Below are 12,815 nucleotides of genomic sequence, written 5' to 3'. Positions count from 1 at the left end.
TCAGCGCTCGGGCTCGGCCCCGGCGCGGCGCAGCGCCTCGTCGAGCGCTCCGGGGGTACGCCCGAGCACCGCGCTCCCGTCGTCGAGCAGCAGGATCGGCCGCTGGATGAGCTCCGGATGCGCCACCATCGCCTCGATCCAGCGGGGCTCGCTGGCGTCGTCGCGGGGCCAGTCGGCCATGCCCCGCGCCACCGCGGCCGGTTCCCCGGTGCGGCAGATGTCCCAGGCGCGCGCCTCGAGCCGGCGCAGCACCTCGGTCAGCTCGGCCGCGCTCGGCGGCTGCTCCAGGTACGCCCGCAGCCGGTACGGCACGCGCGCCTCGTCGAGGGTGGTGCGGGCGCAGGTGGACTTCGAGCAGGACGGGTTGTGCCAGATCTCCATGACCGACATGGTGACAGACCACCTGCCGACCTGTCCCATTTCATCCAGAGTGGACAGTCGACGGGGCATCGGAGCAGGGGCTTCCCGGCTACCATCCCGGCATGGCGACGCCCTTCGACCGGACACCGTTCGTCCTGTCCCCGCCGGCCGCCCCCGTCGAGCGGCACGGCCAGGTGGACCTGCACCTGCCGGGGGGTGACGGACCCCGGCCCGCCGTGGTGCTGGTCCACGGCGCACCGCTGCCACCCGGCGCGTCCGACCCGCGCGACTGGCTCCTCTACCGCGGATACGGCGCCCTCCTGGCCGAGCAGGGCCTCGTCGCCGCGGTCGTCAGCTACCGGGTGGACGAGCTGACGGGCTTCCCGGCCGCGGCCGAGGACGTCGCGGCGGCCGTCGCGCAGGTCCGCGCCGATCCCCGGGTCGACGCCGACCGGCTGGTGCTCTGGTTCTTCTCCGGCGGCGGCCTGCTGCTGGGCGACTGGCTGCGCGCCACACCGTCGTGGCTGCGCGGGCTGGTCGGCACCTATCCGCTGCTGGAGCCGCTGCCCGGTTGGGAGGTCGAGGCCCGGTTCCACCCGGTCGACGCCGTGGCGTCCGCCGGCGACCTGCCGATCCTGCTGGTCCGGGCGGGTCGGGACATGCCGCCGGTGCTGGCCGGGATCGAGGCGTTCACCTCGGCGGCGGGGGCAAGTGGCCGTTCCGTGCGGGTCCTCGACGTACCGGACGGCCGGCACGGCTTCGACGCACTGGACCACACCGATCAGTCCCGGGACGCCGTGCGCACGGCCCGCGACGCGGTGGTCGCGCTGCTGCGCGACGCCTAGCCCCTGTCCGGCGGAACATTCGCGTCGCCCGCCTGGGCGGCGGGCATCATCGCACCCGCCCCGATCACCTTGGCGGCGACAAGGCCAGCCCCCGCCGTAACCGCCGGCCACGAGGTACGACAAGCGGGCCTACCTCTTCCACGGCACCGTCACCGTCGCCGCGATCTGGCTCTGGCTTCGTCCATGATCCGCCGGATGGAACCTGGCGGTGAGGCGCTCGAAAACCAGTGGAGCAGCGCCGCTGTGCGCCATTACCGTGCAGCCGAACCAACTCGTCTAGGCAAGGACGTGCCGTTGTACACCCTGTGAGACCTCCCGAGCGCTGATTTGTCGCGCGTCGCGCATGTGCGCCGCGCTCCTTTTTGCTGCGGACTTCTCACTGAAACCGGTGTACTTCTGTGCTCAAAAACTGGGCGGTCGTGCCCACCTGCCTGCCGCTCGTTCGCCGCCGTTGCCACGCGTGCGCGTCCGAGCGCTTCCGGGCAAGCGGTAAATTTCGCGTCAACGCAAACCACAAGCTCATCGACGCCTGGCTCCTCGCGCTCTGTACCGCTTGCGGGGAAACTGCAAAGCTCACGGTCCTGGAGCGGATGACTGTGCGCTCCGTACGACCTGAGCTGCTGGACCGGCTGCATGACAACGACCCTGGCCTGACAGCTGAGCTGCTCCAGGATCCGGTCGTGCAGCGCCGTAATCGCATCGCCCTCGACTGGGACAACGCCTGGCGCCTCGACACCCGCGGATCGGATCACCTGGACCGCGAGGTGATCGACGTCTCGGTCCGCTCCGCGGCGCGGATCCCTGTCCGGCCGGTGCGACTGATCGCTGAAGGTTGCGGTCTTTCGCGGGCCGAGGTCGAGAGACTGATCACGGAGGGGAAACTCGTTTCGGCAGTCCGGCTGAGCGGCAAGCTCTCCGGCGACTTCACCTTCACGCTCAAGCGCTGAGCCCTCCTCGGGACCACGGGCCTGTCCGGCATGATCCGCCGGGCAGGCCCTGGCGCGGCCGGATCGGCACGCGTCGGCGCGGGCAGGCCCCCCGCCGCGTCAGACGCCACGCGGCGACGTTGCGCGGCCCGGCCGGGTGCGAAAGCGTCACCCGGGGCATGGGGCCCGGTAGCCAGCGCCGACACCTCGACCGAGGTCGTCACCCCCACCCTGCCGGTTCGCGGCCCGAATGTCCGGTTCCGGGTGAGGTGGTCGCGGCCCGGATGTCCGGTCTGGGCTGCGGCGTCGGCTGGTCGGGGCCCGCCGGGGGTGGAATGGGTGGCGGGGCGGGGTCGTTGTACATGGCAGACCGCGGTGGCCCCGGCCCGGACGGTAGGCCGGAGGGTCAGGTCCGGCGGAATGCCGGCCCACCCCGGTTGGTTACATCCCCCGGCACATCCGAGCAGGCCCCCGGCCTGTGGAATGCGGAGCCGGCCGGGCTGGTTACATCCCCCGGCACCCTGGCCCCACCCCGGGCCTGTGGAATGCGCAGCCCGCCGGGCTGGTTACATCCCCCCGGACACCCGAGCAGAGCCCTTTCGTGCGGCCGCCGGGATCCCTCTTCTTTGACTTCCTTGCAACGCGCCCTGCCGTCCCCCGGCGGTGTGCGTGTGTCCCCCGATCGAAAGGTGCACCCCTCATGCGTACCGATCTGATCCGCAAGACCGCCCTGACCTTCGCTGGTGTTGCCGCCACCGCCGGTGGGATCGCCGGCCCGGCCCTCGCCGCGCACGCCGCCCCCACCCAGGCCACCACCACCGTGCAGGCCGACCGCAAGTCGCACGGTGAGCGGGAGCTCAACGTGCGCTACCAGGCCCAGCCGAACTTCTACTACTGCGGCCCCGCCGCCACCCGCAACGCCCTCTCCGTACAGGGCAAGGACATCGACGTCGACGCCATGGCCAAGGAGATGGGCACCACCGAGGACGGCACCAACAGCATCAACGACATCACCCCGGTACTGAACAAGGAAACCGGCAAGAAGAACGCCTACCGCTCGGTGGAGATCCGCGACAGCAAGGCCGACCGCAAGCAGACCGACAAGCTGCGCACCGACATCGTCCGCACCATCGACGACGGCCGCGCCGTGGTCGCCAACATCGCCGGCACCACCACCGACACCGACGGCACCACCCACTCCTTCGAAGGCGGGCACTACATCAGCGTCATCGGCTACCGCGACGGCGGCAACACCGTCACCATCGCCGACTCCGCCAACCCCGAGCAGGCCTCCTACCGGATCACCGTCGACAACCTCGCCGACTGGATCGCCACCCGCGGCTACTCCGCCGCCTCCTGACCCACCAACGACAAGGGCCGGCCCCACCCGGGGCCGGCCCTTTCGTCGTCTCTGGTGGGACCGGGGTCAGCCGTCGCGGCCGGCCCGGACCGGCTCGGCCGGCTCCGACGCGGGGTCCTGGTCCAGGTGCCGGGCCCGGCGCCGCAGCCACCAGGTGCTGCCCAGCCCAGCCAGCACCGCGAGGACCAGGCCGGCCCAGGAGATGTCCTTGAGCCAGTGCTCGGCGGCCCGGCCGACGGTGTAGAGCAGGTAGGTCGTGCCGAAGGCCCAGACCAGGCCGCCGGCCGCGTTGGCGACCAGGAACCGGCGGTACGGCACGTGCAGCGCGCCCGCGAGGGGCCCGGCCAGGATGCGCAGCAACGCGACGAAGCGGCCGAAGAAGACCGCCCAGACGCCGTGCCGGGCGAAGCTCTGCTCGGCCCGGGCGAGCTGTGTGGGGCCGAGATGTCGGGGGAAGCGCCGCCCCAACCGGGCCAGCAGCGGACGGCCGCCGCGCCGGCCCACCGCGTACCCGATGGAGTCGCCGAGGATGGCGCCGAACGCGGCGGCGCCGGCCACCCACTCCGGCTCGACCACCCCGGCGGCGGCCAGCAGGGCCGAGCTGACCAGCACGATCTCGCCGGGGAGCGGGACACCCATGCTCTCGACACCGATCACCCCGGCGACGATCAGATAGACCGCGACCGGGGGCAGCGCGGAGAGCCAGTGCTGTACGTCGACCACCCGCCACCCCTTCCGATCCGACCTCGAACCCTACCCCCGCCGCCGTGGCCGGGTGGGGTGCTCGGCGGCTCGGCCGCCCCGCTCACCCCCGTGGGAACGGAACGGCCGGCGCGGACCGGCGGCGGTCAGCCGGGGATCGGGGCGACGAACTCCAGCCGGTTGCCGTGCGGGTCCTCGGTGTGGAAGCGCCGCATCCCGGGCAGCTCGTCGTCACCCCAGGTGACCGGGTGTCCGGCGGCGGCCAGCCGGGCGGCGAGGTCGTCCAGGTCGGGGCGGAGCAGGGCCGGGTGCGCCTTGCGGGCGGGGCGGAAGGTGTCCTCGACGCCCAGGTGCAGCTCCGCGCCGTACCCGGTGAACCAGCAACCACCGCGGGCGGCGAGGGCCGGCGGTTTGGGCTTCTCGACCAGGCCGAGCAGGCCGGCGTAAAAGGCCCGGGAGGCGTCCTCGGAGCCGCGTGGGCAGGCGAGCAGGACGTGATGGATCATGGTGGCACCTCCTCGTCCCGAACCTTGGCACGAGGTTGCGCGAATAGCAAGACGGACGTACGGTTTTGTTGATGACGAGAATCGGCGGTAAGTGTCACCTAACCTGGGCGGCGCTCCGGCCGGTGCGACAGACTGCTCAGGACTACTCACGGTCGCTGGTGTGAAGGAGTACGACGTGGCGAGCCTCGACACCTTCGGTGCGAAGACCCAGCTACGCGTCGGAGACGCGAGCTACGAGATTTTCAGGATTGACAAGGTGGCGGGCCACGACCGGCTGCCCTACAGCTTGAAGGTCCTGCTGGAGAACCTGCTGCGGACCGAGGACGGCGCGAACATCACCGCCGACCACATCCGCCAGCTCGGCGGCTGGGACTCGACCGCCGACCCCAGCGTGGAGATCCAGTTCACCCCGGCGCGGGTGCTCATGCAGGACTTCACCGGCGTGCCCTGCGTCGTGGACCTGGCCACCATGCGGGAGGCCGTCCGCGACCTCGGCGGCGACGCCACCAAGGTCAACCCGCTCGCCCCGGCCGAGCTGGTCATCGACCACTCCGTCATCGCCGACCTGTTCGGCCGCGAGGACGCCTTCGCGCGCAACGTCGAGCTGGAGTACGAGCGCAACAAGGAGCGCTACCAGTTCCTGCGCTGGGGCCAGACCGCGTTCAACGAGTTCAAGGTCGTCCCGCCGGGCACCGGCATCGTGCACCAGGTCAACATCGAGTACCTGGCCCGCACGGTGATGGAGCGCAACGGCCAGGCGTACCCGGACACCGTGGTCGGCACCGACTCGCACACCACCATGGTCAACGGCCTGGGCGTGCTGGGCTGGGGCGTCGGCGGCATCGAGGCCGAGGCCGCGATGCTCGGCCAGCCGGTCAGCATGCTGATCCCCCGGGTCGTCGGCTTCAAGCTGCACGGCGAGATGCCGGCCGGCACCACCGCCACCGACCTGGTGCTGACCATCACCGAGATGCTGCGCAAGCACGGCGTGGTCGGCAAGTTCGTCGAGTTCTACGGCCCCGGCGTGAGCGCCGTGCCGCTGGCCAACCGCGCCACCATCGGCAACATGTCCCCGGAGTACGGCTCCACCGTCGCGATCTTCCCGATCGACGCCGAGACCGTCCGCTACCTGGAGCTGACCGGCCGCGACGCCGCGCAGGTCGCACTCGTCGAGGCGTACGCCAAGGAGCAGGGCCTCTGGCACGACCCGAACCACGAGCCGGAGTACTCGGAGCGGCTGGAGCTCGACCTGGGCACCATCGAGCCGTCCCTGGCCGGCCCGAAGCGTCCGCAGGACCGGGTGCCGCTGGGCAGCGCCAAGACCCTGTTCCGCTCCGCGCTGACCGACTACGTCGCCGACGACTCCGGTGAGCGTGACCTCAAGCCGGGCGTCGCCCGCGAGCAGCTGCCGCGCGGCGCCAACGGCCCGGCCGACGAGGCCAGCGCCGAGTCCTTCCCGGCCAGCGACCCGCCGGCCAACGAGTTCAGCGACCCGGCCGACGAGCCGCGCGACCTGGAGACCGCCGCGGCCGGCGCCGGCGGGCGCGCCACCAACCCGGTCCGGGTGACCAGCGCCGACGGCGTCGAGTACGAGCTGGACCACGGCGCGGTGGTGATCGCCGCGATCACCTCCTGCACCAACACCTCCAACCCGCAGGTGATGATCGGCGCGGCGCTGCTCGCCCGCAACGCGGTCGACAAGGGCCTGGCCCGCAAGCCGTGGGTCAAGACAACCCTGGCGCCGGGCTCCAAGGTCGTCATGGACTACTACGACCGCGCCGGCCTCACGCCCTACCTGGACAAGCTCGGCTTCAACCTGGTCGGCTACGGCTGCACCACCTGCATCGGCAACTCCGGCCCGCTGCCGGAGGAGGTCTCCGCCGCGGTCAACGAGGGCGACCTCGCCGTCGTCTCGGTGCTCTCCGGCAACCGGAACTTCGAGGGCCGGATCAACCCGGACGTCAAGATGAACTACCTGGCGTCCCCGCCGCTGGTGGTCGCGTACGCGCTCGCCGGCACGATGGACATCGACCTGGCCAACGAGCCGCTCGGCGAGGACAGCCAGGGCAACCCCGTCTTCCTGCGCGACATCTGGCCGAACAGCGCCGAGATCCAGGACGTCATCGCCCAGGCGATCGGCGCCACCGGCTTCAGCGCCGCGTACGCCGACGTCTTCGCCGGCGACGAGCGCTGGCAGTCGCTGCCCACCCCGACCGGTGACACCTTCGCCTGGGCCGACGACTCCACCTACGTCCGCAAGCCCCCGTACTTCGAGGGGATGCGGCAGGAGCCGAGCCCGGTCACCGACATCGCCGACGCCCGGGTGCTGGCCAAGCTGGGTGACTCGGTGACCACCGACCACATCTCGCCGGCCGGCTCGATCAAGGCCGACTCCCCCGCCGGTAAGTACCTCGCCGAGCACGGCGTGCCGCGCCACGAGTTCAACTCGTACGGCTCGCGCCGGGGCAACCACGAGGTGATGATCCGGGGCACCTTCGCCAACATCCGGCTGCGCAACCAGCTGGTCCCGGGCGTCGAGGGCGGCTTCACGGTCAACCACCTGACCGGCGAGCAGACCTCGATCTACGACGCCTCGATGGCGTACCAGGAGGCGGGCGTCCCGCTGGTCATCCTGGCCGGCAAGGAGTACGGCTCCGGCTCGTCGCGCGACTGGGCAGCCAAGGGCACCATGCTGCTCGGCGTCAAGGCGGTCATCGCCGAGTCGTACGAGCGGATCCACCGCTCCAACCTGATCGGCATGGGCGTGCTGCCGCTGCAGTTCCCGGTGGACACCACCGCGGAGTCGCTCGGCCTCGCCGGGACGGAGACCTTCTCCGTCACCGGCGTGACCGCGCTCAACGACGGCGACACCCCGCGCACCGTGAAGGTCACCACCGACACCGGCGTGGAGTTCGACGCCGTGGTCCGGATCGACACCCCGGGTGAGGCGGACTACTACCGGCACGGCGGCATCCTGCAGTACGTGCTGCGCCGGATGATCGCGAGCTGACGTCGTACCGCCGAAGGGCCGTTCCCCGCACTCGCGGGGAACGGCCCTTCGCCGACTCCGCTGGCGGGTGCTCGCCCTCAAGCCGGCAGCGGGCTAGCCTGTCAGCTAGGGAGGTGTCCGGTGTCAGGTGAGGCTGCGGAACAGTTCAACATTCATGACGCCGAGACGAACCTGTCGCGGATCATCGAGCGGGTGGAGCACGGCGAAGAGATCGTCATCAGCCGTGCCGGCACTCCGGTCGCCAAGGTCATCCCGCTACGCGCGAGGCGCCGCAGTGGGCGGGGATCACTGCGCGGCCGGGTGACGCTGCCCGCAGACTGGGACTCCGACGAGGTGAACGAGGCGATCGCCCGGGACTTCGGATGAGGCTGCTGCTGGACACCCACGTGGTGCTGTGGTGGCTCACCGACGACCCCACCTTCTCGGACGAGCTCAAGGACCGCATCGACGTGGAGTCCGAGGTTTACGCCAGCCCGGTCACGGTCTGGGAAATCGCCATCAAGCAGTCACTGGGGAAGCTTCCCGGTCCAGTCGACCTCGCCGAGCAAGTCCGGGACGCGGACTTGCGGGAGCTGCCCATCCGCCACCACCACGCCGTGGCCGCCGGGCGGCTCCCACCGATCCACCGCGATCCGTTCGACCGCATGCTGATCGCGCAGGCGCAGTGCGAGGGGCTCACCCTGATGACGCGTGATGCACACATTCAGAAGTACGACGTGCCTGTCCTGGTGGCTTGACTCGGCGACGGCCGGCCGCGCTCGCGGCGGACCCCTCGACCAGCACGAACAGCTCACGCTTGGTGGTCGCGAGACCCCGGGTTCGAGCTGGTAGCCCTCGATCCAGGTCCACCCGTGGGATGGATGCCGGTCGCACATCTCGCGAATCACGCGGACGATGATCGGTGCCACGAACTGTGGAGAGCGTGTCGCCGTATCCGGTAGCTGGACACCGCGACACGCCGCAAAAGGTGTCGATCGCGCGGGTCAGTCCTCCCGGCGGCGGGCCTCCCGGGTCTTCATGGCGTGCTCCATGAGCGTGACCAGCACGTCCCGGCTGGACTCCCGCTGCCGGGCGTCGCAGAGCAGCACCGGCACGCCCGGGTCCAGGTTGAGCGCGGCCTGCACCTCGTCCAGCTGGTAGCGCCGGGCGTCCTCGAAGCAGTTCACCGCCACCACGAACGGGGTGCCCCGCTCCTCGAAGTAGTCGATCGAGGGGAAGCAGTCGGCCAGCCGGCGGGTGTCCGCCAGCACCACCGCCCCGATCGCGCCCAGGGCCAGCTCGTCCCAGACGAACCAGAACCGGTCCTGACCGGGGGTGCCGAAGAGGTAGAGCACCAGGTCGTCGCTGATGGTGATCCGGCCGAAGTCCATCGCCACCGTAGTGGTGGTCTTGTCCTCCACGCCGGACAGGTCGTCGACCCCGATGCCCGTCTCGGTCAGCACCTCCTCGGTCCGCAGCGGCCTGGTCTCGCTCACCGAGCCGACCATGGTGGTCTTGCCCGCGCCGAAGCCGCCGGCGATCAGAATCTTGATCGCGGTGGGCAGCGGCGGCGCTCCCGCCGGCCGGTCAGAGTGCCCGTAGTCCATTGATCACCGCCTTAAAGACGCTCTCGTCAGGTAGGCCGGCGCCGCCGCGCGGCGGCCGCACCATCACCAGTTCGCGGGCCACCAGGTCGCCCAGGAGGACCCGGACAGTCCCCACCGGCAGGTCCAGATGGGCGGCGACCTCCGCCACGGACTGCATCCGCTGGCAGAGCGCGACGATCGCCAGGTGCTCCGGGCCCAGGCCGGACTCCGCGCCGGCGTCGGCGCGGGTCGCCGTCACCAGGGAGATGAGGTCGAACGTGCCGGTGACCGGGCGGGCCCGGCCGCGGGTGACCGCGTACGGCCGGACCACCGGCCCGGCGTGGTCGTCCACCCACCTGTCCTCGGAACCGCCCTCGGCCCTCATCGCCGCTACTTCCCGCCGGCCGGCTGGTCGAGCCCCCGGGTCGGCGACGCGACGAACTTGCCCACCCGGGTTACCAGCATCGCCATCTCGTAGGCGATCAGGCCGACGTCGGCGTCCTCGGCGGCGAGCACCGCCAGGCAGGCGTTGCGCCCGGCCGCCGTGACGAACAGGAACGACGACTGCATCTCGATGATGGTCTGCTGGACCTGCCCGCCGCCGAACCGCTTGCCCGCGCCCCGGGCCAGGCTCTGGATCCCGGCCGCCATCGCCGCCAGGTGCTCACCGTCGTCCCGGCTCAGCCCCCGCGACGAGGCCATCAGCAGGCCGTCGGAGGAGAGCGCCACGGCGTGTTCGGCCTGCTTCACCCGGCCGACCAGATCGTCCAGCAGCCACGTCAGGTCGGCACTCGAAGCCGTCTTCTGCCCCACTCGTCGTCCTCTTCTCCCCCGGCTGGTGTCGCCGTACGTCGGTGTTGCCGTGTCCCGTCGCGCGGTCGCTTCTCCTCGCGCCGCCGTCAGGTCGCCTGACCGTCCCCGTTCTCCGGCCCGTCGCCGGGCCGCGCACCGGTGGCGGCACCTCCCAGCAGGCGGGCGGCATCGGTCCGGCCACGCCGGGTGCCCGTCTGGTAGGAGCTCATCATCCTGCGCACCTGCTCCGGCGGGCGCGCGGCCTGCTCGTCGGCGTCGCCGTCCTCCGCCGCCTGCTCGCCGCGCAGCTCCGGCACGATGTTCGCCTGCCGTACCCGCACCGGCAGGCCGGAATCCGTCACCCGGTCGTCCGTGCCGGCGGGCGCCCGGTCGTCCGTGCCGGCGGGCGTCCGGTCCTCGGTGGCCGCGTTCGGCACGGCCGCGTCGCCCGGCGTCGGGACGGACGCGGGCCGCTGCGGCGCGGCGGGCCGGGCCACCGTGGCCGGCAGGCCGGTCGGCACGGTGGGACCGGTCAGGGCACCCTGGCCAGGCCGGGTCCGCGACCGGCTGGGTAGCCCCGACGCGGACGGCGACGGCACGATCCCAGCCCGGACCGGCACCGGCGGAGTGTCCACCGGATCGCCGTCCGCGGCGGTGTCGCTGTCGGCTGCCGGGACCCCGACCGTTGGCGCGCCCTCGCCGGCGGCGACCGGCGGGACCGACCCGGTGCCGACCGGCGGGATCGACCCGGTGTGGACCGGCGGGACCGACCCGGTGCCGACCGGGAAGCCGCCGGAGGTGTTCGGGTCCTGGCCGGTCTCCACCAGGTCCAGGGGGATCAGCACCACCGCCGTGGTGCCGCCGTACGCGGACTCCTTGAGCTGCACCTTCACGCCGTGCCGCTCGGTCAGCCGGCTGACCACGTACAGGCCGAGCCGGGAGGCGTTGGCCAGGTTCAGCTCGGAGCGGTCCACGATGCGGTGGTTGGCGGCGGCCAGATCCTCCTCGGTCATGCCGAGGCCCCGGTCCTCGATCTCGATGGCGAAGCCGTTGGCCACCAGCTGGCCCCGCACCTCCACCGAGGTGTGCGGCGGCGAGAAGCTGAGCCCGTTCTCGACCAGCTCGGCCAGCAGGTGGATGACGTCACCGACCGCCCGGCCGGCGAGCGAGACGGAACCCAGCGGCAGCACGTTGACCCGGGTGTAGTCCTCGACCTCGGCGACCGCGCCGCGTACCACGTCCACCATGGGCACGTTGCGCCGCCAGGCACGACCGGGGGTCGAGCCGGAGAGCACGATCAGGTTCTCGGCGTTGCGCCGCATCCGGGTGGCCAGGTGGTCCACCCGGAACAGGTCCTCCAGCTCCTCGGCGTCGTGCTCCCGGCGCTCCATCGAGTCGAGCAGGGTGAGCTGACGGTGGACCAGCGCCTGGGTGCGCCGGGCCAGGCTGAGGAACACCTCGCGGACGTTGCGGCGCAGCTCGGCCTGCTCCACCGCGGTGCGCACGGCGGTCTCCTGCACCACGTTGAAGGCCTTGCCCACCTGGCCGATCTCGTCGTCGCCGAACTCCAGCGGCGGTGCCTCCGTGGCGACGTCGACCTGCTCGCCGTGGCCGAGCCGCTCCACCACCCCGGGCAGCCGCTCGTTGGCCAGCCGGAAGGCGGCCTCGCGCAGTCGTTCCAGCTGGCGGACCAGGGCGCGGGCGGTGGTGATCGAGACGACCACCGAGGCGATGACGGCGATCAGGCCGAGGCCGGCGGCGAGCACCATCCGGATGATCACCCAGATCGCCACCGGGGTGGCCCGCTCGACCAGCGCGTCGCCGCTGGCCAGGACCGCGGCCTCCTGCTCCTGCAACGCCGGAGCGATGGCGCTCTGCCAGTCGTCGGCATCCACGGGCAGGGGCGCGTTCGGGCGGCCGTCGCGGACCAGGCGGTCCTCCAGGGACCGCAGCCGGACGAAGGCCTCCCCCTCGGTCATCCGGGCGTACCGTTCGCGGTCGGCGTCGGGCAGCTCGGCCAGCGCCTCGCCGGCGAGGAACCGTTGCGCGCCGACCAGCCGGGCGAACTGGGCGTACTCCCGGTCGTTGATCCGGCCGGCGGCGGCCACCCCGGCGAACAGGGCGTCCTCCTGGGACATCAGTTCGCGCACCCGGACCAGCTGGGTGAGGGTGGCGGTGTCCTTGGCGATCTGCTCGTCGTCGAGTTTGCCCAGCGACGCGTACACCCGGAAGAGCGAGTCGAGGACCCCGGTGTACGCCTCGGCGGCGCCGGCCCGATCGACGGCGCGGGTGGCCACCGCGTCCCGCACCGGGCCCAGCGCGTCGAGCCGGGTGACCACCTCGTCGATCCGCGTCACCAGCTCGTCGCTGGAGGCGAGCCGGGCCCGCGAGCTGCGGGCCGCCTCGGCGAACTCCGCGGCGCGTTCCTCGCTGCGCCGGCGCTGCTCGCGCAGCTGCTGCGCCTGCTCCTGGCTGGGCCGGCCGAGATAGGCCACCGACATCCGGCGTTCCTGCTGCAGCTCGGTGCGCAGCGACTCGCTCGGCTCGGCGACCTGCGCGTCGAGCGTCTGCACGCCGAGCACGTTGAGACCGTCGCGCAGGGTCACCCAGGCCGCGAAAGCCCAGAGGGCGGCCAGCGAGACCAGCAGGGCCACAACCTTGGTGCGCAGACTTGCACTGCGGGAACCCATCACACCCGTCCCTCGCCGGTCCTGATTCACGTTTCGGATTGGCCGAAAGCGCGACGCCG

General features: G+C 71.9%; 13 protein-coding genes. 6 read left to right on the top strand and 7 right to left on the bottom strand.

What is annotated here, in order from left to right; all coding sequences use genetic code 11:
• Entirely contained in the window at positions 1-381 is a 381-nt protein-coding gene (locus tag GA0074696_RS12635) for an ArsC/Spx/MgsR family protein (RefSeq protein ID WP_088964522.1), read from the bottom strand.
• A gap of 101 nt (positions 382-482) precedes the next feature.
• Between GA0074696_RS12635 and GA0074696_RS12630 the strand changes: the two genes are divergently transcribed.
• The 3 genes from GA0074696_RS12630 (at position 483) to GA0074696_RS12620 (ending at position 3,491) form a co-directional block, all read left to right on the top strand.
• Positions 483-1,205 (top strand): dienelactone hydrolase family protein, encoded by a 723-nt coding sequence (locus GA0074696_RS12630; RefSeq protein ID WP_088961293.1) that lies wholly within the window; start codon positions 483-485, stop codon positions 1,203-1,205.
• 398 nt (positions 1,206-1,603) lie between these two features.
• On the top strand, positions 1,604-2,152 hold the full coding sequence (locus tag GA0074696_RS12625) for a DUF1062 domain-containing protein (RefSeq protein ID WP_088961292.1): 549 nt from the start codon (positions 1,604-1,606) through the stop codon (positions 2,150-2,152).
• 679 nt (positions 2,153-2,831) lie between these two features.
• Entirely contained in the window at positions 2,832-3,491 is a 660-nt protein-coding gene (locus GA0074696_RS12620) for a C39 family peptidase (protein ID WP_088961291.1), read from the top strand.
• A 66-nt stretch (positions 3,492-3,557) separates the two neighbouring features.
• On the opposite strand, the gene GA0074696_RS12615 is transcribed toward GA0074696_RS12620, so the two are convergent.
• Entirely contained in the window at positions 3,558-4,214 is a 657-nt protein-coding gene (locus GA0074696_RS12615; protein WP_088961290.1) for a DedA family protein, read from the bottom strand.
• Positions 4,215-4,339: 125 nt separating this feature from the next.
• Positions 4,340-4,699: a VOC family protein gene (locus tag GA0074696_RS12610; protein ID WP_088961289.1), complete on the bottom strand. Its 360-nt coding sequence runs from the start codon at positions 4,697-4,699 to the stop codon at positions 4,340-4,342.
• A 160-nt stretch (positions 4,700-4,859) separates the two neighbouring features.
• Between GA0074696_RS12610 and GA0074696_RS12605 the strand changes: the two genes are divergently transcribed.
• The 3 genes from GA0074696_RS12605 (at position 4,860) to GA0074696_RS12595 (ending at position 8,446) form a co-directional block, all read left to right on the top strand.
• On the top strand, positions 4,860-7,709 hold the full coding sequence (locus GA0074696_RS12605) for an aconitate hydratase (protein WP_088961288.1): 2,850 nt from the start codon (positions 4,860-4,862) through the stop codon (positions 7,707-7,709).
• 120 nt (positions 7,710-7,829) lie between these two features.
• Entirely contained in the window at positions 7,830-8,075 is a 246-nt protein-coding gene (locus tag GA0074696_RS12600) for a type II toxin-antitoxin system Phd/YefM family antitoxin (protein ID WP_088961287.1), read from the top strand.
• Positions 8,072-8,446, top strand: a complete 375-nt coding sequence (locus tag GA0074696_RS12595) for a type II toxin-antitoxin system VapC family toxin (protein WP_088961286.1) — start codon at positions 8,072-8,074, stop codon at positions 8,444-8,446. Before GA0074696_RS12600 ends, GA0074696_RS12595 begins: the two co-directional genes overlap by 4 nt.
• A 246-nt stretch (positions 8,447-8,692) precedes the next feature.
• Here GA0074696_RS12595 and GA0074696_RS12590 read toward each other — a convergent pair whose 3' ends face one another.
• The 4 genes from GA0074696_RS12590 to GA0074696_RS12575 form a co-directional block, all read right to left on the bottom strand.
• Positions 8,693-9,295 carry a GTP-binding protein gene (locus tag GA0074696_RS12590; protein WP_088961285.1) on the bottom strand — a complete coding sequence of 201 codons (603 nt, stop codon included), beginning with the start codon at positions 9,293-9,295 and terminating at the stop codon, positions 8,693-8,695.
• Positions 9,276-9,659: a DUF742 domain-containing protein gene (locus tag GA0074696_RS12585; protein ID WP_088961284.1), complete on the bottom strand. Its 384-nt coding sequence runs from the start codon at positions 9,657-9,659 to the stop codon at positions 9,276-9,278. Before GA0074696_RS12585 ends, GA0074696_RS12590 begins: the two co-directional genes overlap by 20 nt.
• 5 nt (positions 9,660-9,664) lie before the next feature.
• Positions 9,665-10,087: a roadblock/LC7 domain-containing protein gene (locus tag GA0074696_RS12580; protein ID WP_088961283.1), complete on the bottom strand. Its 423-nt coding sequence runs from the start codon at positions 10,085-10,087 to the stop codon at positions 9,665-9,667.
• Between the two features lie 86 nt (positions 10,088-10,173).
• The gene (locus GA0074696_RS12575; RefSeq protein WP_088961282.1) at positions 10,174-12,756 is read right to left on the bottom strand and encodes a sensor histidine kinase; all 2,583 of its coding nucleotides are present in this window, start codon (positions 12,754-12,756) and stop codon (positions 10,174-10,176) included.
• Positions 12,757-12,815 lie beyond the last annotated feature (59 nt).

Origin of the sequence: Micromonospora purpureochromogenes (assembly GCF_900091515.1) — a bacterium.
GTDB classification, from domain to species: Bacteria; Actinomycetota; Actinomycetes; order Mycobacteriales; family Micromonosporaceae; genus Micromonospora; species Micromonospora purpureochromogenes.
The sequence above is the reverse complement of the archived record's forward strand: the minus strand, read 5'-3'. Positions and strand labels throughout refer to the sequence as shown.

Bases quoted from the DNA above. Each gene is read 5' to 3' on its own strand.
- GA0074696_RS12620 (WP_088961291.1), top strand. From the start codon at position 2,832: ATGCGTACCGATCTGATCCGCAAGACCGCCCTGACCTTCGCTGGTGTT.
- GA0074696_RS12635 (WP_088964522.1), bottom strand. From the start codon at position 381: ATGGAGATCTGGCACAACCCGTCCTGCTCGAAGTCCACCTGCGCCCGC.
- GA0074696_RS12610 (WP_088961289.1), bottom strand. From the start codon at position 4,699: ATGATCCATCACGTCCTGCTCGCCTGCCCACGCGGCTCCGAGGACGCC.
- GA0074696_RS12595 (WP_088961286.1), top strand. From the start codon at position 8,072: ATGAGGCTGCTGCTGGACACCCACGTGGTGCTGTGGTGGCTCACCGAC.
- GA0074696_RS12585 (WP_088961284.1), bottom strand. From the start codon at position 9,659: ATGAGGGCCGAGGGCGGTTCCGAGGACAGGTGGGTGGACGACCACGCC.
- GA0074696_RS12590 (WP_088961285.1), bottom strand. From the start codon at position 9,295: ATGGACTACGGGCACTCTGACCGGCCGGCGGGAGCGCCGCCGCTGCCC.
- GA0074696_RS12575 (WP_088961282.1), bottom strand. From the start codon at position 12,756: ATGGGTTCCCGCAGTGCAAGTCTGCGCACCAAGGTTGTGGCCCTGCTG.
- GA0074696_RS12630 (WP_088961293.1), top strand. From the start codon at position 483: ATGGCGACGCCCTTCGACCGGACACCGTTCGTCCTGTCCCCGCCGGCC.